The 21,843-nt window shown below is 53.2% G+C and carries 17 protein-coding genes and 3 tRNA genes; 14 read left to right on the top strand and 6 right to left on the bottom strand.

The genetic code is table 11. The features are described 5' to 3' along the window. The first annotated feature begins 25 nt into the window (after positions 1-25). The 5 genes from pepN (at position 26) to Q8W22_RS00795 (ending at position 8,586) form a co-directional block, all read left to right on the top strand. Positions 26-2,671: an aminopeptidase N gene (gene pepN / locus Q8W22_RS00815; protein WP_305451349.1), complete on the top strand. Its 2,646-nt coding sequence runs from the start codon at positions 26-28 to the stop codon at positions 2,669-2,671. A 49-nt stretch (positions 2,672-2,720) separates the two neighbouring features. After that, positions 2,721-4,100, top strand: a complete 1,380-nt coding sequence (locus Q8W22_RS00810; RefSeq protein ID WP_305451348.1) for a DUF1329 domain-containing protein — start codon at positions 2,721-2,723, stop codon at positions 4,098-4,100. Positions 4,101-4,353: 253 nt separating this feature from the next. Further along, positions 4,354-5,514 (top strand): YCF48-related protein, encoded by a 1,161-nt coding sequence (locus Q8W22_RS00805; protein ID WP_305451347.1) that lies wholly within the window; start codon positions 4,354-4,356, stop codon positions 5,512-5,514. Positions 5,515-5,516: 2 nt separating this feature from the next. Continuing rightward, on the top strand, positions 5,517-7,997 hold the full coding sequence (locus Q8W22_RS00800; protein ID WP_305451346.1) for an RND family transporter: 2,481 nt from the start codon (positions 5,517-5,519) through the stop codon (positions 7,995-7,997). Positions 7,998-8,199: 202 nt separating this feature from the next. Then, a complete protein-coding gene (locus Q8W22_RS00795; RefSeq protein ID WP_303434643.1) occupies positions 8,200-8,586 on the top strand; it encodes a carboxymuconolactone decarboxylase family protein in 387 nt (128 codons plus the stop codon). Between the two features lie 125 nt (positions 8,587-8,711). On the opposite strand, the gene Q8W22_RS00790 is transcribed toward Q8W22_RS00795, so the two are convergent. Both Q8W22_RS00790 and Q8W22_RS00785 read right to left on the bottom strand, forming a co-directional pair. Then, a complete protein-coding gene (locus Q8W22_RS00790) occupies positions 8,712-8,936 on the bottom strand; it encodes a hypothetical protein (RefSeq protein ID WP_303434642.1) in 225 nt (74 codons plus the stop codon). 22 nt (positions 8,937-8,958) lie between these two features. Next, the gene (locus Q8W22_RS00785) at positions 8,959-10,140 is read right to left on the bottom strand and encodes a Na/Pi symporter (protein ID WP_303434641.1); all 1,182 of its coding nucleotides are present in this window, start codon (positions 10,138-10,140) and stop codon (positions 8,959-8,961) included. Positions 10,141-10,469: 329 nt separating this feature from the next. Here Q8W22_RS00785 and Q8W22_RS00780 point away from each other — a divergent pair, with 329 nt between their 5' ends. After that, positions 10,470-11,342 carry a MoxR family ATPase gene (locus Q8W22_RS00780; RefSeq protein WP_303434640.1) on the top strand — a complete coding sequence of 291 codons (873 nt, stop codon included), beginning with the start codon at positions 10,470-10,472 and terminating at the stop codon, positions 11,340-11,342. Positions 11,343-11,344: 2 nt separating this feature from the next. Beyond that, a complete protein-coding gene (locus tag Q8W22_RS00775) occupies positions 11,345-12,523 on the top strand; it encodes a VWA domain-containing protein (RefSeq protein ID WP_305413738.1) in 1,179 nt (392 codons plus the stop codon). 168 nt (positions 12,524-12,691) lie between these two features. On the opposite strand, the gene Q8W22_RS00770 is transcribed toward Q8W22_RS00775, so the two are convergent. The 3 genes from Q8W22_RS00770 to Q8W22_RS00760 form a co-directional block, all read right to left on the bottom strand. Further along, positions 12,692-12,777: transfer RNA gene (locus Q8W22_RS00770), tRNA-Leu, on the bottom strand. A gap of 115 nt (positions 12,778-12,892) precedes the next feature. Next, positions 12,893-12,978: transfer RNA gene (locus Q8W22_RS00765), tRNA-Leu, on the bottom strand. A 36-nt stretch (positions 12,979-13,014) separates the two neighbouring features. Next, a tRNA-Leu gene (locus Q8W22_RS00760) sits at positions 13,015-13,101 on the bottom strand. A gap of 181 nt (positions 13,102-13,282) precedes the next feature. On the opposite strand from Q8W22_RS00760, the gene queA reads away from it, so the two are divergent. The 6 genes from queA (at position 13,283) to Q8W22_RS00730 (ending at position 19,886) form a co-directional block, all read left to right on the top strand. Beyond that, a complete protein-coding gene (gene queA, locus Q8W22_RS00755) occupies positions 13,283-14,386 on the top strand; it encodes a tRNA preQ1(34) S-adenosylmethionine ribosyltransferase-isomerase QueA (RefSeq protein ID WP_303434635.1) in 1,104 nt (367 codons plus the stop codon). Positions 14,387-14,415: 29 nt separating this feature from the next. Then, on the top strand, positions 14,416-15,540 hold the full coding sequence (gene tgt / locus Q8W22_RS00750) for a tRNA guanosine(34) transglycosylase Tgt (RefSeq protein ID WP_303434638.1): 1,125 nt from the start codon (positions 14,416-14,418) through the stop codon (positions 15,538-15,540). 186 nt (positions 15,541-15,726) lie between these two features. Next, the gene (gene yajC, locus Q8W22_RS00745; protein WP_303434634.1) at positions 15,727-16,083 is read left to right on the top strand and encodes a preprotein translocase subunit YajC; all 357 of its coding nucleotides are present in this window, start codon (positions 15,727-15,729) and stop codon (positions 16,081-16,083) included. Positions 16,084-16,156: 73 nt separating this feature from the next. After that, positions 16,157-18,016, top strand: a complete 1,860-nt coding sequence (gene secD / locus Q8W22_RS00740; protein ID WP_303434633.1) for a protein translocase subunit SecD — start codon at positions 16,157-16,159, stop codon at positions 18,014-18,016. Beyond that, positions 18,016-18,930, top strand: a complete 915-nt coding sequence (gene secF, locus Q8W22_RS00735) for a protein translocase subunit SecF (protein ID WP_303434632.1) — start codon at positions 18,016-18,018, stop codon at positions 18,928-18,930. The genes secD and secF overlap by 1 nt, the downstream gene beginning before the upstream one ends. A gap of 122 nt (positions 18,931-19,052) precedes the next feature. Continuing rightward, positions 19,053-19,886: a 23S rRNA (adenine(2030)-N(6))-methyltransferase RlmJ gene (locus Q8W22_RS00730; protein WP_303434631.1), complete on the top strand. Its 834-nt coding sequence runs from the start codon at positions 19,053-19,055 to the stop codon at positions 19,884-19,886. 21 nt (positions 19,887-19,907) lie between these two features. Here the strand turns inward: Q8W22_RS00730 and nhaR are convergent, their stop codons facing one another. Beyond that, positions 19,908-20,816, bottom strand: a complete 909-nt coding sequence (gene nhaR, locus Q8W22_RS00725; protein WP_303434630.1) for a transcriptional activator NhaR — start codon at positions 20,814-20,816, stop codon at positions 19,908-19,910. A gap of 130 nt (positions 20,817-20,946) precedes the next feature. On the opposite strand from nhaR, the gene Q8W22_RS00720 reads away from it, so the two are divergent. Continuing rightward, complete coding sequence (locus Q8W22_RS00720; RefSeq protein WP_368501406.1) at positions 20,947-21,648, top strand: Bax inhibitor-1/YccA family protein; 702 nt, start codon at positions 20,947-20,949, stop codon at positions 21,646-21,648. Positions 21,649-21,843 lie beyond the last annotated feature (195 nt).

Below are 21,843 nucleotides of genomic sequence, written 5' to 3'. Positions count from 1 at the left end.
ACCGACTTCAGAAGGAAAAATATCCATGCGTGATGCCCAACCCCAAAGTATTTACCTGAAAGACTATTGTCAGCCGGAATACTGGATCAACCAGACGGAACTGACGTTTGAGCTGCAAGAGGATGCCACCGTTGTGACCGCGGTATTGACGCTCGAAGCCAATAACGCCGGCAATCAGTCCGGTGTGCTGGAATTACAGGGTCAACAGCTGGAGCTGCTGCAACTGGCGCTGGATGGCACCACGCTGGCGGCGGATGCCTACACTGTGACCGACGATTCATTAACCATCACAGGTCTGGCACAACAGCACCAGCTGAGCATTGTGACGCGTATTGATCCGGCAGCGAATACCGCGCTGGAAGGTCTGTACCGCTCCGGTGGCATGTACTGTACCCAGTGTGAGGCGGAAGGATTCCGCCGTATTACCTATTATCTGGATCGCCCGGATGTGATGTCGGTGTTCACCACCCATATTATTGCCGACGGCGAGCGTTACCCGGTAATGCTGTCGAACGGCAACTGTATCGCGGACGAAACCCTGGCCGACGGTCGCCGCCAGGTAAGCTGGCTTGACCCACACCGTAAACCGGCCTATCTGTTTGCGCTGGTGGCGGGAGACCTGCTGCACAAGGAAGACCATTTCACCACCATGAGTGGTCGCGATGTCACCCTGAGAATTTTTGTTGAACCACAGAATATCGACAAGACGGAATATGCGCTAGACGCACTCAAGCGTTCCATGCGCTGGGACGAAGAAGTCTATGGTCGTGAGTACGATCTGGATATCTTTATGATTGTGGCCGTGGATGACTTCAATATGGGCGCAATGGAAAACAAGGGCTTAAACGTCTTTAACTCCTCCTGTGTACTGGCCAACCCGGCTACTGCCACCGATGCCGCTTATCAACGTATCGAAGCCATTGTCGCCCATGAATACTTCCACAACTGGTCGGGCAACCGGGTAACCTGCCGCGACTGGTTCCAGCTCAGCCTGAAAGAAGGGTTTACTGTTTTCCGGGATGCCAGCTTCTCGGCGGATATGCACTCTGCCACAGTCAAGCGTATCGAAGATGCCCGTATGGTGCGTACGGTACAGTTTGCCGAAGACGGCGGCCCGATGGCGCATCCGGTACAACCGGATTCCTTTATTGAAATCGCCAACTTTTATACCGTAACCATCTATGAAAAAGGCGCAGAAGTGGTGGGTATGATCCACAAGATCCTCGGAGCCGACGGTTTTCGCAAAGGGTCGGATCTGTATTTCGAGCGCCATGATGGTCAGGCCGTCACTATCCATGATTTTGTTGCTGCCATGGAAGATGCCAACGGTATTGATCTGACTTTATTCAAGCGTTGGTACAAGCAAGCGGGTACGCCAGTGGTCAGCGCGGAGGTTGACTATCGTGCCGACGAGCAGGCCTTATACCTGACCTTGCGTCAGCAATGCCCGGACACCCCGGGACAAACCAACAAACAGCCGATGTGGATTCCGGTACAGCTGGGTCTGCTTGATGCCAATGGTCAGGATTTGCCGGTACAGGTGACCCCCTCGGTGAACGCCGCGGGTATGGAAACCTGGACTGCAGCCAGCCAGGTGCTGCACTTGACCGAAGCCGAGCAAACCTTTGTGTTCTCCGGGCTGGAGAGCCAGCCGGTACTGTCGTTATTCCGTGACTTCTCGGCACCGGTCAAGGTCGAGTTTGAACAAAGTGCGCAAGACTTGTTGTTCCGCCTGCAGCATGACAGTGATGGGTTCAACCGCTGGGACGCCGGTCAGCGTCTGATGCTGGGCTGGATCGACCAGGCCCGTCTGGATGAATTTGAACTGCCGGAGGACGCTCGTCAGGTGATGGCCGAACTGCTGTCTGACGATACTCTTGATCCAGCCATGGTCAGCTACCTGCTGACCTTGCCGTCAGAAGCCTATATTGCTGAGTTCAGCGATCAGGTTGACCCTCATGCGATTCACCTTGGCCGTCAACGGGTGCGTCTGGCGATGGCGATGGCGCTGAACGAACAGTTTGCTGCCTGCTATCAACGTCTGCTCAGTCATGCCGAATATCAGCCAGAACCACAACAAATGGCCGCCCGCACGCTGAAAAACCTGGCACTGAGTTACTGGAGCGTAGCGTCCGATGCCGGAGTTCGTCAGGCATTGGCGCAGTTTGGCAGTAGCGACAATATGACCGATCAGATGGCGGCGTTGCAGGCCCTGATTTGCAGTGGTGATGACGAGCTGGCACAACAGAGCCTGGAAGCGTTCTACCAGCAATGGCAAAACGATGCGCTGGTGGTGAACCAGTGGTTATCGGTACAAGCCGGTTCTGCCGATCTTGGTACACTCAATCGTATCCAGCAGTTGCTGGAGCACGAAGCCTTTGACTGGCGTAACCCGAACAAGATTCGCTCTGTGATTGGTGCTTTTGCCAATCAGGCGCTGTGTCACTTCCATGCTCAGGATGGCAGTGGTTATCGCTTGCTGGCGGATGCCGTTATTCGTCTGAATGCCACCAACCCCCAGATTGCCTCACGTTTGCTGACACCATTAACCAAATGGCGACGCTTGGTGCCGGCACTGTCGGAACAGATGAAAGAACAGCTGGAACGGGTTGCGGCGCAACCTGACCTGTCCCGTGATGTGTATGAAATCGTGAGCAAAAGCCTGGCCTGACCCGCCAGGCGCTGCGTTGTTGTCTGAGTGATGCTGGAGGATGTCCTGTTTGTGGCGCTGGTGGTTATTAACATGGCCGTTATGGGGGTGGCTGACGCCGGGAGTCCAGGCGCTTGAGGTCAGTTATCCTGCGGATTATCTTGCTGCCGAGCTGGACGATGCCGCATTGGCCATGCGGCTGGAACGTGCCGGCAGCCTGTCGGAGCAGTTAACCCCTCTGGGAGCCACTCGAGCCGGTAACGGCACCGATATCCCGGACTGGCGGGGGGGCTTGCGCATGCCACCGCTGGGTTATCAGCGGGCAGGGCAGCCTCATATTGACCCTTTTGCCGGAGAATCCGCGTTGTTTCGGATCGCGGCAGGCAACCTGCCAGACTATCGTTCTTTTGTAACTCCGGGCCTGCAGGCTCTATTGGAACGTTATCCCGACAGTTTTTATCTGCCGGTTTATCCTTCTCGCCGTACCGCGGCTGCACCAGATATGGTGTACGAACAAACCTACCAAAACGTTATTCGGACCGAAACCAGTCGGGATGGCCCCGGGTTTTATTATGCCTGGGGAGGCATTCCGTTCCCGATACCGGACAGTGGTGTGCAAGCCATCTGGAACCATGCCGCTCGCTGGCAAGGGGAGCAGCTCCAGGCGCAATGGCGTGAGATACAGGTATCTGGCCAGCACCGGCAAGCTATCCGTTGGCGGGTGCAAGAAAACTACCCGTATTACTGGCAGCGATCGCGTTGCTTCTTGCCTCTGTCACAGTGTGAACCGGACCGGCGTACTGGTCATACCGAACGCAAAAACATGACCTTGTTCCAGCGCCAGTGGAGCGCTATCGGAGCCGGGTTGTTACGGGTCACGGATCAATTGAAAGTAAAAGAAGGGCGAGAGTATGGCTATCGTCGTCAGCAAGGTGCCTGGCCGGATGGCTGGGACCCGACCCTGCGGGGGACAGAAGATATTACCTTGTTCAGTGGTTCATCGCAGTCATATCACTGGTTGCTGTTGGGTAAACGCGAGCTGTATATCCCTTACAACAATTACCGTTTTGAAACCCTGGGTGATGACACCTTGCTAGGGCCGGGGCATTTGGCCAGCTCCGCCTTGCGGTTTGAAAAGCATCGTGTCTGGGTGGTGGACGGTACCTTGAAAAAAGGTGCCAGTAACCGTTATCGCAAACGGGTCTATTATATAGATGAAGACAGTTGGCAGATTGCTTTGGCGGATTTTTATGGGGCCGATGGCCAGTTACAACGGGTCGGGCTGGGGCTGCTGAAAAGTTTCTATGAGCTGCCGGGGGTACTGTCGGCGGCGACTGTGATTCATGACCTTTCGAGTGGCCGCTATAGCATCACCGGGTTGGAATCCGGTCAGGACGATGTCCGGCGATTTGATCTGCCGGTTGAGGCAATCAGGGTCGACGCCGACTGACTTGCCATCTGGGTGGATGAACCCGGCGAACGACCGCATTCGCGACTATTATTGTTGGCACTAGAGCCGCTACGCCAGGCATCAATCAGCCCGGATTCGGGCTGGTCTGGACTGTTATTGAATGCGCTACTGTATTGGCAAACTCTTCAAGGCATGCGATTATCCAAACATTAGGATATAGAGTTGTTCCTTTTATTCACATAAAGAGCTGCTTGCCTGTCCCATCAACATCATAATAATAACGGAGTTCTTGATGCGTCTGATCAAGGCATATTGCTTTATGGTCACCCTGTCTCTGGTGACCACGACCGCATTGGCACAATGGGTCGATCCCTTGCAAACCCCCGCGCAAACCAGCGCAAAAGCCCATACCGCCTTACTGCTTGATATCACCCAGGCCGGTGAGCGGCTGGTGGCAGTGGGGGCTTTTGGTCATATCCTGTATTCCGATGATCAGGGAGCGAGCTGGCAACAGGCACAAGTGCCTGTCAGCGTGACCCTGACCGCTGTGAGTTTTGCCGATGCGCGCCATGGCTGGGCTGTCGGCCATGACGGCATTATATTGGCAACCGAGGATGGCGGCCTGAACTGGCGCAAGCAGCTGGATGGTTTTGTTGCCAACGACGCCATGGTTGAAGCCTCTGAGCGTTTGTTAAGTCAGGCGGAAGCAGCGCTGGCCAGCCTTGAAGAGACTGACGAGCGCAACGAAGAGGCACTCGAGGAAGCCGAAATCGTGCTGGAAACCGCCATGTTTGCGGTTGAAGATGCTGAGTACGATGTGTCGATTGGCTCAACCAAGCCGTTACTGGACGTGCTGTTTCTTGATGATAAGCATGGTCTGGCCGTCGGGGCTTACGGGATGGCGTTTGAAACCCATAACGGCGGTGACAGCTGGAGCGAATTTACCTCGCGCTTGCCATTAACAGAACGTTCCCACCTGAACAGCCTGACCCAGGCTGCGTATGGCCAATTGTTTATTGTTGGCGAAATGGGATTGATCCTGACATCCACGGATAACGGTGACAGCTGGCAAGCACTGGAGTCCCCTTATGATGGCTCACTGTTTGGCATGATCAGCAGCGCTAATCAGCTGACCTTGATGGGGTTACGAGGCCATCTGTTTCAATCAACCGATGCCGGGGCACACTGGCGCGAATTAGCGCTAGATAATGAACAGACCCTGTTTCAGGGCCTGGCTATGGATAACGGTAGCCGGGTACTGGTCGGTAATTCAGGCACCGTGATATTACTGGATAATCAGGCTACTCAAATCATCAACCTGGCAGGCCGCAAGGGGGTTGCCGCATTGGCCGCCGTCGAAGAGGGGTTTGTGCTGGTGGGTGAAGTGGGTATACAGCGTATTAATCGTCGTGGTGAGCTGATCAGCGCTGCCCGAATTGTGGAGGCGCAGTAATCATGACCCAGAAACATCATTATTCGACCGAGCCGGAACACTTTATTCTGTCGCCAGAGACAGAGCCCTTGTTAGAGCGAGTGTTGTTTAACAATCGCTCGCTGGTGTTGATGGTACTGACACTGCTGACGCTGGTGTTTGCCTTTGGCCTGACCCAGATCCGGCTGGACTCCAGCATCGAAAAATACATTCCGCTGCAGCACCCCTATATCCAGAATTATCTGGTGCATAAAGATGATATGAAAAGCGGCATGGCCAATATCAAGATTGCCGTGGCCGCCGTCGAGGGCGATATTTTTGACGATGCCTATCTGCAAACGCTGAGTAAAATCAACGACGATGTCTTTTTTGTGACTGGTGTTGACCGCTCCGGCATGCAGTCGTTGTGGACCCCCAATACCCGCTGGACCGAAGTGACCGAAGAAGGCTTTCAGGGTGGCCCGGTGATTCCCGCCAATTATGACGGCAGTCCGGCCAGTATCGAACAAGTACGCCAGAATATTCTCAAATCAGGGCAGGTGGGCCGTCTGGTCGCCAACGATTTTGTGTCTACGGTGATCGATGTTCCGCTGCTGGAGCGTGACCCGGAAACGGGAGAAAAGCTTGGTTATCAGGCGCTGTCGCACCAGCTCGAAGAGCGGATTCGCGATCACTACCAGTCCGACAGCATTCGCATTTACATCACCGGCACGCCCAAAAAACTGGGTGACTTGCTTGATGGTGCCGTGTCCATTGGTTACTTCTTTCTGGCAGCGATGCTGATGACGGCAGTGTTGTTGTATCTGTATTCCCGTTGCCCCAAAGGCACGCTGGTGCCGATTGCCGCTTCGCTGATTGCGGTGGTATGGCAGCTGGGAGCACTGGCGCTGCTGGGGTTCAGTATCGACCTGTATTCGGTGCTGGTGCCGTTTCTGGTGTTCGCCATCGGTATCAGTCACGGCGTGCAGCTGATCAATGGCATTGCCATTCATTCCGGCCAGGGGCTGGACAAGATGTCGTCGGCACGTCAGGCCTTTCGCGGTTTGTATGTGCCGGGTATGTTGGCGCTGCTCAGTGATGCGATGGGTTTTCTGACCTTGCTGTTTATCGATATCGGCGTGATTCAGGAACTGGCCATTGCGGCCTCGGTCGGGGTTGCCATGATCATCGTGACCAACCTGGTACTGGTGCCGATTGTGATGTCGTACATTGGCATCAGTCCCGCCGGTATTGCCCAGGCGCAAAAGGCCGAAAAAGCCAATCCGGTGATCTGGCAATGGCTGGGTCGTTTTACCGATAAACGCTACGCCGTTACGGTGCTGTCGCTGACCGTGGTGCTGGGGGCGTTTGGCGTGTATTACAGCCAGGATCTGGAAATTGGCGACCTGGACAAGGGCGCGCCGGAACTGCGGGCAGACTCGCGCTACAACCTCGATAACGACTTTATGGTAGCCAGCTATTCCACCAGTTCGGACGTGATGGTGGTGATGGCCGAAACCCCGATCGAAATGTGTAACACCTTCAAGGTGATGGATGTGCTCGACCGGTTTATGTGGCGTATGGAAAACGTTCCCGGCGTACAGTCTGCCTTGTCGCTGGTCACGGTCTCCAAGCTGGTGACCAAGGCGATGAATGAAGGCAACCTTAACTGGTACGCCCTGTCGCGCAACCAAACCATTCTGAATACCTCCATCCAGCGGGCACCGGGTGGGCTGCTGAATGCCGACTGCTCCATGGCTCCGGTGATTATCTATCTGAACGACCACAAGGCGGAGACGTTACAAACCGTGGTGGATGCGGTGGAAGCCTTCAAGTCAGAATACGACGATCAGGTGGACGAGATGTACTTCGGCATGCGGGCCGACGCCATTCAGGATGCCATTGCCGAAGGCAAGATAGATGCAGTGCCAATGCGCCTGCAGCTGGCCTCCGGTAATGCAGGGATCGAAGCCGCCACCAACCAGGTGATCGCCGATGCGCAAGATACCATGCTGATTTTTGTGTATGTGGTGGTGTTTAGTTTGTGTCTGCTGACATTCCGCTCGTTGACTGCGGTCGCCTGTATTTTGCTGCCATTGGCGCTGACTTCGATACTGGGGCAAGCATTGATGACCTGGCTGGGAATTGGCGTCAAGGTCGCGACGTTGCCGGTGATTGCTCTGGGAGTAGGGATTGGCGTTGACTATGGCATCTATATTTACAACCGACTGGAGGCGCTGCTGATTTCTGGCCTGTCGCTGAAGGATGCCTATCTGGAAACCCTGCGTTCTACCGGCAAGGCGGTCAGCTTTACCGGCGTGACGCTGGCGATCGGTGTGGCTACCTGGATGCTGTCGCCGATCAAATTCCAGGCTGATATGGGCATCCTGCTGACCTTTATGTTCCTCTGGAACATGCTCGGTGCTCTGGTATTGCTACCTGCACTGGCCAGCATGTTACTTAACCCGGAAAAAATCCGGGAGCGGCACCAACGCGTTCACCAAAGCGTACCACCTGCGGTGTAGGGTGCTCGTTATGTCTGCCAGACCTCACTCGGGTTGCCCGCCAGGGCGATCCGTGGCCACCTGCTCCGGTGCGCAATCCATGTCGTACTGGTGTGAGGTCTGACCTTCTGACCTTCTGACCTTATTGTTCTGGGAATCTTCTTTCCTGATAATCTGACGCTCTGATACTTATCACCGTTTTACGACTGGCAGGAGAATGTTTATGTCGGAACAGAGCAAGGCGAATGGTCTCAAGGTACGGACCGAAGTTATGGGGGCAGATTTTGTCCAGCGGGCGCAGCAAAATACCACAGCGCTGACGGAGCCTTTGCAGGATTGGATTAACGAACATGCCTGGGGGTCAACCTGGCAGCGTGATGGTTTGCCGCGTAATGTACGTTCGCTGGTTACGATTGCCATGCTCACGGCGTTAAAGTCGCCGGCTGAGTTAAAAGGCCATATTCGTGGGGCGTTGAATAACGGCTGTACGCCGCAGGAAATTCGAGAAGTGTTGCTGCACAGCTTGCCATATTGCGGAGCGCCAGCGACTCAGGAAGCCTTCAGGGCGGCGGCAGAGGTATTGGATCTGTCGGCCTTTGAAAACGACTGACACGTCTGTCAGCGGCCACTGGCCACTATATGAGAGCCAGGCAGCGGATGATGGCTGTGTTGACTGGTTGGGCGTGAGTGGGGACACCCTGGGCGCTGCCTGAAAGGGCAGCACTTACCAATGGCTCAGGGTTTCTTTCCCAGCAGGGTACGAAACTCTTGCACCACGACAGGCCAGAAAGCGCGCAAGCTGTCGTATTCGTGATCCACTGCTTGCAGATACTCATCAAGATGATCAACGGCTTCGTGCTGTTCTGCCAGTTCCACTGCAGCAAGGCGGGTTTTTAGCTCCGCCAGACGCAGTTCCATTTTTTCAATTTTACGCTGTAATTCTTGTTTGTTTTCGCTCATAGCCAACTCTTTTAAATGCCGATTAAATACCCAGTAACTGGCAGCCACCAATCAGCACCAGAGGTGTTACAAAAAATATTCCCAAAATATAGACACCAACATAGATTTTGTTGGCAGAGGCAGCAATGGACAAGTGTTCCGCAGCCCACAATGGAATGTTACGCAATAAGGGAATACCGTAAATCAGTATAACAGCGGAAACATTATAAAGCAGATGAACCAAGGCAATTTGCAGCGCAAAAATAGCATTGACTCCAGTAATAGCGGTTGCTGCCAGCAGAGCAGTGATACAGGTACCAATATTGGCACCGAGAGTAAACGGGTAGATTTGGCGCAGGCTGAAAACACCACTGCCGGCCAGCGGCACAATCAGGCTGGTGGTGGTTGAGCTGGATTGCACCAGAATGGTCATCAGGGTGCCGGAAGCAATACCGGATACCGGGCCACGACCAACAGCAGAGTGTAAAATCGCCTTGGCCTTACCAACCAGCAAGGAGCGCAACAGTTTGCCAATCAGGGTGATCACCACAAAAATGGTCGCAATACCCAGAACCACCATCAGGATGCCAGAGGCGGTATCAGGTGCCAGGGAGGTCAGTTGTTGCTGGATAAAGGTCACCGGTGGTTTGACCAGCGGTTTGACGAAGTTAAAGCCATGCATCGACAGGGAGTCGGCTCCAACCATCAGGGAAGCGAGAAACCCTCCCATCTTTTCCAGTACTCCAAACATGATTTCCAGTGGCAGGAATATCACGACCGACACCAGATTGAAAAAATCGTGCACGGTGGCAGCGGCAAAGGCGCGGCGGAATTCATCACCCTTGCGGACATGACCCAGGCTTACGATGGTGTTGGTGATTGTTGTACCAATATTGGCGCCCATCACCATGGGAATAGCGATGCTGACTGGCAAGCCGCCGGCAACCAGGCCAACGATAATAGACGTGACGGTACTGGATGACTGAATCAAGGCGGTTGCAATGGTACCAACGATCAGGCCGGTCAGCGGGTTGCTGGCAAAATCGAACAGTTCTTTGGCGTGCTCTCCGGCCGCCAGTTTGAAGCCACCTCCAATAATGGAGACAGAAACTAGCAATAAATAAACAAGACCGGCAATTTTAAGCCAGTTCAGCCAGTGGCTGCTCGGAGAGAGCTGGCTGTTGCTCAGCTCAGGTGATGACGCGTTTGCAGTCGTATCGTTCATACAGAGATGGCTCATCCGGTTGGTTTTATGCGGGTACAAACAAATCGAGGATACTCCCCGACAATTATGACATTTTTATGACAGCGTCATCGTTGGACATTAGGCACAATCATAGTGATAGGGTGATCTGGCCCTATTGCAGGTAACGGTTTTTTGCTTTGTGATGTTTAACCATATGAAATTGTTCTGAAAACTATCCAGGCCAGTACTTGTTGGATGCTGATCAGGGGTATTCACAGCAGGGTTGATAATTTTCATGAGTGATAGCGAGACTTTTTAATAGAGGCAGGTGTTTTATACTGCGATGTCTGAAACCCCGGAGAGTTCGCATGACTGATGTACATTCTAGTCCCACGAGTAGCCGCTTTAAAGGGACAAGCGACTATATTGCTACCCCACAGCTGCAAATGGCGGTCAACGCCGCGATCACACTGCAAAAACCCTTGCTGCTTAAAGGTGAGCCGGGCACCGGCAAAACCATGCTGGCGGAGCAGTTGGCCGATGCCCTGGGCACCGAACTGATTCAATGGCACATCAAAAGCACTACCCGGGCGCATCAGGGCCTGTATGAATACGATGCGGTGTCGCGGCTACGGGATTCCCAACTGGGTTCCGATCAGGTGCACGATATTCGGAACTACATCGTCAAGGGCAAGCTCTGGGAAGCTTTTGCCGCCGACAAGCCGGTGGTGTTACTGATTGACGAAATCGACAAGGCCGATATCGAATTCCCCAACGACCTGCTGCTGGAACTCGATAAAATGGAATTTTTTGTTTACGAAACCCAGGAAAAAATCGTTGCCAAACACCGGCCGATTATTCTGATTACCAGTAATAACGAAAAAGAACTGCCCGATGCTTTTTTGCGGCGTTGTTTCTTCCACTATATCGACTTCCCTGATCGCGACACCATGCAGCGTATCGTCGATGTGCATTTTGACAACATCAAACAGGAGCTGGTACAGACGGCACTGGATGTATTCTTCGACCTGCGTCAGGTACCAGGCTTGAAGAAAAAGCCGTCAACTTCTGAAATGATCGACTGGCTCAAACTTCTGCTGGCCGACGACATTGGTCTGGATGCCCTGCAAAACAAACAGGGAACTCAGGCAATCCCACCGCTACACGGCGCGCTGGTGAAAAATGAACAAGACGTACAACTGTTAGAAAAACTCGCCTTTATGAGCCGCCGCCGGAGCTGATTGTGCTGATTGATTTTTTCCAGACCGTTCGTGCCGCCGGTGTTCCGGCCTCGGTGCGGGAATACCTTGATCTGTTGCGGGCGTTGCAGCAAGGGCTGGTGTTTGCCGATGCTGACGAGTTCTATGCACTGGCCCGGCTTTGTCTGGTCAAAGACGAAAAATACTACGATCGTTTTGACCGTGCCTTTGCTGCCTATTTCAGTGGCCTGGAATCCTTCTCTGGAGCACTGGAGGAACTGGACTTGCCCGATGACTGGCTGCGCAAGGAGCTGGAGCGGGTGATGACCGAAGCCCAGAAAGCCGAAGTGCAGGGGCTGGGCAGCCTCGATAAAATCCTTGAGGCCCTGCGGGAGCGACTGGAAAATCAGACCAAACGTCATCAGGGCGGCAGCAAGAACATCGGCACCGGTGGTACCTCGGCCTTTGGTGCATTCGGCTATAACCCTGAAGGCATCCGTATCGAGCAGGGCGAAAGCCGCCATCGCAAAGCCGTTAAAGTGTGGGAAGAACGCAACTATCGCAATCTCGACGACAGCATTGAACTCGGCATTCGTAATATCAAAGTGGCTCTGCGTCGTTTACGCCAGTTTGCCCGCCAGGGAGCCGCTGACCAGCTTGACCTCGACGACACCATTCGCTCGACGGCCCAGAATGCCGGTTATCTGGATCTGAAACTGGTGCCCGAACGTCATAACGCCGTCAAGGTGTTGCTCTTTTTTGATGTTGGCGGTTCCATGGATGAACACATTCGTGCGTGCGAAGAACTGTTTTCTGCTGCCCGTGCTGAGTTCAAGCATATGGAGGGGTTCTATTTTCATAATTGCGTGTACGAATCCGTCTGGCGTAACAATAACCGTCGCCATCAGGAACGTATCAGCACCTGGGATGTACTGCATAAATACGGCAGTGATTACAAGGTTATCTTTGTTGGTGATGCCAGCATGGCCCCTTACGAAGTAACCCATGTGGGCGGTAGCGTCGAACACTACAATGACGAAGCCGGTGCGGTCTGGCTGCAACGTATTACTCAGCGGTTTCCCCATGTCGTTTGGCTGAATCCAACACCACAACGATGGTGGGGGCCTTATGGCTCACTCGGAATGATTCAGCAGCTGATGGAAAATCGAATGTATCCGCTGACGGTTGAAGGTATTACCGCCGCCATCAAAGAGCTGACTTGAGTCCGTTGCTTGGGGCCATTAATGGTATTGTGTCGGCGTTTATTGTCGAGGAGTGATGTGTGACAGGCGTGGGGTAGCCAAGCGTAGACAAACACTGGAAAACAGACAATAAAAAACAAGGACAATACGTAAGAAGAAAATCAAGACAGTCCGGATTCGGACAAAGGATGGTGCCCAGGGGGAGACTCGAACTCCCACGAGCATAGCTCACTGCGACCTGAACACAGCGTGTCTACCAATTCCACCACCTGGGCATTTTTATTGACTGGTTATATCCAGTCCCGGAGTTACTGTTCCGGCCAGTGTTTCCTGCATCTTGCTGCACCGTTATTTTTACAGGGTAACGACAGGGTCATTACTGAAAAATAATGGTGCCCAGGGGGAGACTCGAACTCCCACGAGCATAGCTCACTGCGACCTGAACACAGCGTGTCTACCAATTCCACCACCTGGGCTTGGATTTTGCAATCCGCTGACAACTACAATCATTCTGGTACCAGAGGCCGGACTCGAACCGGCACACCCGCTAGGGCGGGGGATTTTGAATCCCCTGCGTCTACCAATTTCGCCACTCTGGCTTAGTAGTTGTCAGTGGCCGCGTATATTACAGTCGAAAATTTTTCTGTCAAATATTATTTTAAGTTATTTCTTAACTTAGCCGGACTTGTTGGGTAACCTTGAGGTCATTATTGCCCGAACGAAAGTGCATGATAGCGTGCAGCGGCGGGCAATCCCTCTTTCTTGCAATCGATAGACATCATGAAAACCAGCGATTTCAGTTTTGAACTCCCGGACGAGCTGATTGCTCGTTATCCGACCGAGCAACGCAGTGGATCCCGTTTGCTGATGCTTGATGGTGTCAGTGGTCAGACCACCGATGCCTGTTTTACCGACCTGTTGGAGCAGGTGGAAGCAGGTGATCTACTGGTCTTTAACAATACCCAGGTGATTCCGGCGCGGCTTTTTGGTGAAAAAAGCTCGGGCGGTAAAGTCGAAGTGCTTGTCGAGCGTCTGCTCGAAGGTACAAACGTGCTGGCCCATGTCCGGGCATCACGTTCCCCCAAACCTGGCCAGACGCTGTTGATTGCCGGGTGCGTTGTGGAGGTAATCGGCCGGGAAGCCAATCTGTTCCATCTGCACTTTGTTACCGACGAGACCTTGTTGGCATTACTGGAACGGGCCGGGCATATTCCGTTACCCCATTATATGGAGCGGGAAGACAATGATTTTGACCGCCAGCGTTACCAGACCGTGTATGCCGAAAAGCCTGGAGCGGTAGCGGCTCCGACGGCCGGGTTACATTTTGATGAGCCAATGCTGGCCGCTTTGCGTGAGAAAGGCGTGCAGTTGGCGTTTGTTACGCTGCATGTCGGGGCGGGTACTTTTCAGCCGGTCAAGGTAGATAATGTACTGGAACACCAGATGCACGCCGAGTACATCGAAGTTGATGAGCATGTCGTGGCAGCGGTGAAGGCGACGCGAGCAGCTGGCAAGCGAGTGATTGCAGTCGGTACGACTTCGGTGCGCAGTCTGGAAAGTGCCAGCCAAAGCGGAGAAATAGCGCCGTTTTATGGCGATAGCCGGATCTTTATCTATCCTGGTTATCAGTTCCGTTCGGTGGATGCAATCGTCACCAATTTTCACTTGCCAGAATCCACACTTATTATGCTGGTATCGGCGTTTGCCGGACAGCAACACACACTCGACGCCTATCGGCATGCCGTGACTGCCGGTTATCGTTTTTACAGCTATGGTGATGCCATGTTTCTGTCGCGACCATTCGTGGCGGCTCAGAATACATCGCAAGCGATCGCTGCTACCCATTTTCCCGCTGATTCTATTGCCCCACAGGAGTCTGAATGACATCCGAGACCCCAGCGCGCCAGTGCGCCATGAGCTTTACCCTGCACGCCTCCGATGAGCACAGTCACGCCCGCCGTGGCACCGTGTCATTTCCTCGGGGGGATATCCAGACTCCAGCGTTTATGCCGGTTGGCACTTATGGCTCGGTCAAGGGGCTGAATCCAGATCAGGTCGAAGACCTCGGCGCCGAAATTATTCTGGGTAATACGTTTCACTTGATGTTGCGTCCCGGCACGGAAGTGATCAAGCAGCATGGCGGTCTGCATGGTTTTATGGGCTGGAAAAAACCGATCCTGACGGACTCAGGCGGTTTTCAGGTATTCAGCCTCGGCGATATGCGCAAAATCACGGAAGAAGGTGTGACCTTCCAGTCGCCGGTGAATGGCGATCGCGTCTTGATGACACCGGAAAGCTCGATGGCAGTGCAGCGTGATCTTGGCTCCGACATTGTGATGATTTTTGACGAATGCACGCCGTACCCTGCCACGGAACAGGAAGCTGCGGATTCCATGCGGTTGTCATTACGTTGGGCAAAACGCTCCAAGGCAGCCCATGGTGATAATCCGTCGGCCCTGTTTGGCATTATTCAGGGCGGCATGTACGAATCGTTGCGGGATGAATCCTTGCAAGGCTTGCTCGACATTGATTTCGACGGTTATGCCATTGGTGGCCTGAGTGTCGGGGAACCCAAACCCGATATGATGCGGGTGCTGGCCCATGTTGCCCCCAAAATGCCACAGGACAAACCACGCTATTTGATGGGCGTTGGCAAGCCGGAAGACCTGGTCGAAGGGGTGCGTCGTGGTGTGGATATGTTTGATTGCGTGATGCCAACCCGTAATGCCCGTAATGGCCATCTGTTTACGTCGTTTGGTGTGGTGAAATTGCGGAACGCTGCCAATCGTAATGATACCGGTCCGATTGATCCGGAATGCCAGTGCTACACCTGTCGGAATTATAGCCGCGCTTATCTGTATCACCTTGATAAATGTAGGGAAATACAAGGGGCTACGTTAAACAGTATTCATAATCTTCATTATTACCAGACATTGATGGACGGTTTGCGCCGCTCCCTCGAAGAAGGTACATTTGCGGCCTTTGTTGATGATTTCTACGCCAAACGTGGTGGCACAACGCCAGCGCTGGAAAAATAATCCTGGTGGTCAGACTTGTGGTGTACGGCTTTTAGCCCCATATCGCAAACTGGCTGACCGGTTTGGATACTGGCGGGTATCTTCATGCGCAGGCTCAGGATTTGTCAGCCCGGAATTGCGCACATCATAAAAATCATGTCGCTTTACCCTGTTGGGAGCGTCGGTTGTTTTTGGAGAATGTATTTCATGAAAGCTTTGTTTGCTGTGATGGCGTTGACCTTTTCCGGGTTTGCGATGGCAGAAGGTGCGGAAGCACCAATGGGTATTACTGGTCAGCTGGTGTTCCTGGGTGGTTTCCTGCTGATTTTCTACTTCTTGCTATGGCGTCCACAAAGCAAGCGTCAGAAAGAACACAAAAACCTGATTACCAACCTGACCAAGGGCGATGAAGTGGTTATGGCTGGTGGCATGCTGGGTAAAGTAACCAAGGTCACAGAAGATTTTGTGGTCATGGAAGTGGCGAACGGCATTGAATTGCCGGTACAAAAAGTAGCCGTCACCATGGTGCTGCCAAAAGGCACGATCAAAGACGTTTTGGGCTGATCTTTCCTGATGCTGTCAGTGGTGGTGTTACAACTGCTGGCACATCCGAATCGAGTTTTCATAAGGGCAGATTATGCTCAATAAGTATCCCCTCTGGAAAAACTTGCTGATACTGGTGGTATTGGCGCTTGCGGCGGTTTATGCCGCACCTAACCTGTATCCGCCGGACCCGGCTGTACAGGTCACACCTACCCGTGCCGGTGCCGAAATGTCCGCCAGCCTGATGTCCCGAGTCCGTACTATCCTGGCAGACAACAGTGTTGATGTACTGGGTGATGAAGTGAATGGCAGCAGTGCGTTGTTCCGGATTGGCAGTTCGGGTCAGCAGTTGGCTGCCAAGGACCTGGTACAACGGGAACTGGGTGATGACTATATCGTGGCGCTGAACCTGGCTCCGACAACCCCTGACTGGTTGCTGTCGCTGGGGGCTGGCCCGATGACACTGGGGCTGGATCTGAGTGGTGGTGTGCATTTCCTGATGGAAGTGGACATGGATGACTACCTGGCGAGCCGTGTAAAAAATTATCGTGAAGAATTACGCACCCGTTTGCGCGAAGAGGGGATCAAGTATCGCCGGGTGCTGGTGAATGGCGACAAGCTGGTACTGCAGTTTGTGGATGTCGCTGTTCGGGATGAGGCAAACAGCTTTCTGATTCGTGAGTACCCGGAATTCTGGCGCGAAGAAATCAAAGTTGCTGATCAGTATGGTCTGGAACTGACCATCAGCGAACAGAAAATCAAGGAAATGGAAGATTACGCCCTCAAGCAAAACCTGACCACATTACGTAATCGGGTGAATGAGCTGGGGGTTGCCGAGCCACTGGTACAACGTCAGGGTCGTAACCGTATTGTGGTGGAGCTGCCGGGTGTTCAGGATACTGCCGAAGCGAAGAAAATTCTTGGCAAGGCTGCCAACCTGGAGTTCCGTCTTGAAGCCGATCCGGGTGCCAACCGGTTTACAACAGAAGAATATTTGTTCCGCACGGATCAGTTCCGTACTGCGCGTTTGGAAAAGACCGTGATTGCCACGGGTGATCATGTGACCAATGCACAGTCATCCTTTGATGAAAACGGCTTCCCGCAAGTGAATATCGACCTGGATTCCAAGGGTGGCGCGATCATGACCCAGGTGACCCGCAAGTCGATCAAGCGCCGTATGGCCGTGCTGTTTGTTGAGCGCAAGCCACAAACCAGTTATGAAATGGTCGATGGTGTCGAAATGACAAAAACCATTCAGGTGGTCGAGAAATCAATTATTTCTCTGGCAACCATTCAGAGCACGCTGGGTTCCAGTTTCCGGATTACCGGCCTGGAGTCTGCCGAAGCCTCTGAACTGGCCTTGCTGTTACGGGCAGGGGCACTGGCGGCACCGATGTACTTCGTTGAAGAACGCACGGTTGGCCCAAGCCTGGGTAAAGAAAATATCGAGATGGGTGTTAACTCGGTCATTCTTGGCCTGGCTATGGTGCTGGTACTGATGGTGGTGTACTACCGGGCGTTTGGCATGATTGCCAATGTGGCGCTGATGGCAAACGTAGTCGTATTGATTGCCATGATGAGCATTGTCGGTGCGACGCTGACCTTGCCGGGGATTGCCGGTATCGTCTTGACGGTGGGTATGGCGGTGGATGCCAATGTGCTGATTTTCTCTCGTATTCGTGAAGAATTACGGGCTGGACGATCACCGCAGCAAGCCATTCATGAAGGCTATAACCGGGCTTTTGTAACAATTCTTGATGCCAACCTGACCACGCTGATTGTGGCGGTCATTCTGTTTGCCGCAGGCACCGGGCCGGTGAAGGGTTTTGCCGTAACCCTGTCGTTCGGGATCATCACATCCATGTTTACCGCTATCATGCTGACGCGGGCACTGGCCAACGCTATTTATGGTGGCCGCCGTCTTGAGTCCCTGTCTATCGGAGGTAAGGTCTGATGAAAAAATCCTTCGATTTTATGCGCTTGCGTATGGGAGCCATGGTGCTGTCCGGCTTGTTGCTGGTGGTATCGATTGGTTCATTGGCAGTACAGGGCTTGAACTTTGGCCTGGATTTTACCGGCGGTACCTTGCTGGAAGTCCAGTATGCAACGCCTCAGCCGCTGGATGATATTTCCGCGGCACTGGATGAGGCCGGCTACAGTGGTGTGACGGTGCAGAACTTTGGTTCTGAGACCGACATTCTGGTGCGGATGTCAGAAGCCTTCCGGGACAATCTCGGTAACGAGGTGCTGGATATATTGCAGGCTTCCGCAGAGGGTAATTCCCTGACCCTGAAGCGTAGTGAGTTTGTGGGGGCTAATGTCGGTGAAGAATTGCGTGATCAGGGCGGGCTGGCATTACTGCTGGCTCTGACGGTTGTAATGATTTACGTTGCGGCCCGCTTTCAGTTCAAATTCTCGGTGGGGGCAGTATTTGCCCTGTTCCATGATGTGATGATCATTCTGGGGCTGTTCTCGCTGTTCCAGTGGGAGTTTGACCTGACGGTACTGGCAGCAGTGCTGGCGGTGATTGGTTATTCCTTGAACGATACCATTGTGGTGGCTGACCGGATTCGGGAAAATTTCCGTATTCTGCGCCGCAGTGATGCTCTGGGTATCATGAACGAATCCCTGAACCAGACGCTGGACCGGACGCTGATGACATCGATCACGACGGCATTGGTACTGCTGGCGTTGCTGGTAGTCGGGGGCGAGCTGATCCATAACTTTGCCCTGGCATTGATGATCGGTGTGTTGGTGGGTACTTATTCGTCGATCTATGTCGCGGTGAATATTCTGGTGTTGATGAAACTCAGCCGTGAAGATCTGATTCCACCGGAAACAGAAGAAGAGGTCGACGACCGTCCTTGATCGGGGTCTGATCTGCTAAATGCCGCGGTTTCTTATGGAGGCCGCGGCATTCTTGTTTTATGACTATGGCGTTTGCTTGTAACGGAGCAGGACGCAGTGATTGTTAACCAACCGGAGTGTTTATGCTCAGTTATCGCCATTCGTTTCATGCGGGTAATTTTGCCGATGTACTCAAACATCTGATTCAGGTTGAAGTGCTGGAGTATCTGCAGCGCAAGGACAAGCCGTTTGTTTATATCGATACCCATGCAGCGGCTGGTGTTTATTTGCTGGAATCAGTCGAAGCGATAAAAAATGAAGAATATCGCACTGGAATTGGCCGCTTGGCGGCAGCCGACTGGCCTGAGCTGGGTGCTTATCTGGACGCGGTCGGTCAGTGCCAGCAAGCCGCAGAAGAACCTGTCTATCCGGGTTCTCCCTGGTTTGGGCAGCATTATTTACGGCCGCAGGACCGGGCATTCTTGTATGAACTACATCCTCAGGATCTGGCTATTCTGGAACAAATGATGCAACGGGATCGCCGTGTTCAGGTACGGGGAGAAGACGGATTCGCAGGGTTGATCGCGCTGTTACCGACCCATATCAAGCGCGGTCTGGTATTGATGGACCCACCGTATGAAATCAAAACCGATTATCACACTGTGGTTGAGACCCTGGTCGCAGCGTACCGCCGCATGGCAACGGCAACCTATGCGTTGTGGTATCCGGTTGTGGAACGGCACCGTATCGACCAGTTGGAACGGGCATTCCAGTCTTCGAGGATACGTAATATCCAGTTGTTTGAACTGGGCATTGCGGCGGATACCGAGGAGCGGGGCATGACCGCTTCCGGCATGATTCTGATCAACCCGCCTTATACCCTGAAAGCACGGATGGAAGCGCTGTTGCCACGCCTGGCCCACACTCTGGGCGGTGAGACAGGCAACTGGCGGGCGGAAGTCCTGGTAGCAGAGTAGAGTATTGATTATTCTGGTATCTCAGCCGATTTCACCGAGCGGTGTTTGCCGGGTGATGGCAGCGACCGCCTGATGACTGATACGGCGTTCTGCTGAAATTGCATAAAACTCCTGCATCAGTTCTTTGACTGTGCCGACGCAGCGCACCTGGTATTTGGCGCAAATTTCTTCGCGAATGACATCGGGTGCAAAAAAGTAGCCATGGCCCTGGCTACCAAAGGCTTTTAACAGTGCCGAGTCGTCAAATTCTCCGGCAATTCTGACGGCGATACCGGTATGGTTAAACCAGCTCAACAGGTCGGTACGTAAGCCGGAGGCGGTGTCGGTGGGCAGCAGAACCGGGGCTTCGTTTAGCATATCGGGAAAAGTCCGTTTACCTTGCTGCTGTTGTACCAGCTCCGGGGTGGCGAAGCAGGCTAGCCGGCTGCGACCGAGCAGGTGGTTAAAGCAGCGGATGTTCATACCCGGAGGAATTGGGCTGTCGGCCAATATCAAATCCAGCCGGTGTACCGCCAATTCTCCCAATAGCGACGACATTTGTTCTTCATGGCAGACAATCCTCATGGTGCCGGGCAACAACATGGCCGGGCTCAGCAGCCGGTGAGCGATGGATTTGGGTAACGCATCGACAATACCCACTCGAAATTCGGAAGGCCGTTCGGTGATGCCAAGATTCATCACTTCTTGTAACTCATCCCCGAGCTGGAATATTTGTCGGCTGTAATCCAGTGCCACCCGACCGGCGTCGGTCAATTCCAGGCCACGGCCAGACTTGGCAAACAGGGCGACGCCGAGGTCATCTTCCAGTATTTTTAACTGGCCGCTGATGGTTTGAGGAGTGACGCTCAGCCGTATCGCTGCCAGCTGAATGCTGCCTTCTGTCGCAACACTATGAAAGTACTGTAAATGCTTGTAGTTTATGCGGTGCATAGATCGAAAAAACCGAGCAATGAGTAAAAGATAATTCGAATATTATTTTTTATTGCTGCTCCGTACAATGCTTTCTACAATGAAAACCGCTCCAAACACGCTCTAACTAGTATTCATCAGGAGAAACTGTATGAGTCGTCCAGATTATTACACCAAACCATCGCGAGCTGACGCTACCGCTGTACCGATGGAAGATTTTCAGGATCAGGCTGCTGGCCGCAAGGTTCTGCGTAATACCTATATGCTGCTGTCCATGACGCTGTTGTTCAGTGCGGCGGTGGCGGGTACCTCCATGTCGATGGGCTGGCCACACCCTGGCTTTATTCTGACGCTGGTTGGTTATTTTGGTTTGCTGTTCCTGGTACACAAAACCAAGGAAAGCGCGGTCGGTATCTTGTCTGTGTTCGCCCTGACCGGGTTTATGGGTTACACCCTGGGACCTATTCTGTCGATGTACGCCAGCATTCCTGGTGGTAGCGGCATTATCATGAGTGCACTGGGTACAACCGGTCTGATTTTCTTTGGTATGTCTGGCTGGGTGCTGTCGACTGGTAAAGACCTGTCCGGTTGGGGAAAAACCCTGATGGTCGGTATTATCATGGCGTTTGTGCTGGCATTGGGTGCTTTCCTGTTTGAGTTGCCGGCCTTGTCACTGGCGGTCTCTGGCATGTTTGTCATTCTGATGAGCGGCCTGATTGCTTACGAAACCAGTAATATTCTGCATGGTGGTGAAACCAACTACATCATGGCAACCGTTTCTTTGTATGTCTCTTTGTACAACTTGTTCGTCAGCCTGCTGCAAATCTTTGGTGTGTTGGGTTCTGACGAATAAGCTTCACGTCTTCTGTGCTCAGGAAGAAGATTGCCTCGGTTGGATTTGGCCCAACCGGGGCTTTTTTATGCCTGGCTGTCTCGTTCTGCGGTCGTTCTGTTCTGCCTTGCAATGATTTTTTCGCGCTGAAAATATCACTGTAACCAGCGCCAACCCGGGTTCATCGTCGTTATCGGCTGCTGATGCTGATCATTG

This window comes from Oceanobacter sp. 1_MG-2023 (genome assembly GCF_030689025.1).
Lineage (GTDB): Bacteria > Pseudomonadota > Gammaproteobacteria > Pseudomonadales > Oceanobacteraceae > Oceanobacter.
Note: the sequence above shows the minus strand (reverse complement) of the source record. Positions and strands in the feature narration are given on the sequence as shown.

Excerpts from the sequence above, each read along its gene's own strand:
- pepN (WP_305451349.1), top strand. The coding sequence starts at position 26 with ATGCGTGATGCCCAACCCCAAAGTATTTACCTGAAAGACTATTGTCAG.
- Q8W22_RS00805 (WP_305451347.1), top strand. The coding sequence starts at position 4,354 with ATGCGTCTGATCAAGGCATATTGCTTTATGGTCACCCTGTCTCTGGTG.
- Q8W22_RS00800 (WP_305451346.1), top strand. The coding sequence starts at position 5,517 with ATGACCCAGAAACATCATTATTCGACCGAGCCGGAACACTTTATTCTG.
- Q8W22_RS00795 (WP_303434643.1), top strand. The coding sequence starts at position 8,200 with ATGTCGGAACAGAGCAAGGCGAATGGTCTCAAGGTACGGACCGAAGTT.
- Q8W22_RS00790 (WP_303434642.1), bottom strand. The coding sequence starts at position 8,936 with ATGAGCGAAAACAAACAAGAATTACAGCGTAAAATTGAAAAAATGGAA.
- Q8W22_RS00785 (WP_303434641.1), bottom strand. The coding sequence starts at position 10,140 with ATGAACGATACGACTGCAAACGCGTCATCACCTGAGCTGAGCAACAGC.
- Q8W22_RS00780 (WP_303434640.1), top strand. The coding sequence starts at position 10,470 with ATGACTGATGTACATTCTAGTCCCACGAGTAGCCGCTTTAAAGGGACA.
- queA (WP_303434635.1), top strand. The coding sequence starts at position 13,283 with ATGAAAACCAGCGATTTCAGTTTTGAACTCCCGGACGAGCTGATTGCT.
- tgt (WP_303434638.1), top strand. The coding sequence starts at position 14,416 with ATGAGCTTTACCCTGCACGCCTCCGATGAGCACAGTCACGCCCGCCGT.
- yajC (WP_303434634.1), top strand. The coding sequence starts at position 15,727 with ATGAAAGCTTTGTTTGCTGTGATGGCGTTGACCTTTTCCGGGTTTGCG.
- secD (WP_303434633.1), top strand. The coding sequence starts at position 16,157 with ATGCTCAATAAGTATCCCCTCTGGAAAAACTTGCTGATACTGGTGGTA.
- secF (WP_303434632.1), top strand. The coding sequence starts at position 18,016 with ATGAAAAAATCCTTCGATTTTATGCGCTTGCGTATGGGAGCCATGGTG.
- Q8W22_RS00730 (WP_303434631.1), top strand. The coding sequence starts at position 19,053 with ATGCTCAGTTATCGCCATTCGTTTCATGCGGGTAATTTTGCCGATGTA.
- nhaR (WP_303434630.1), bottom strand. The coding sequence starts at position 20,816 with ATGCACCGCATAAACTACAAGCATTTACAGTACTTTCATAGTGTTGCG.
- Q8W22_RS00720 (WP_368501406.1), top strand. The coding sequence starts at position 20,947 with ATGAGTCGTCCAGATTATTACACCAAACCATCGCGAGCTGACGCTACC.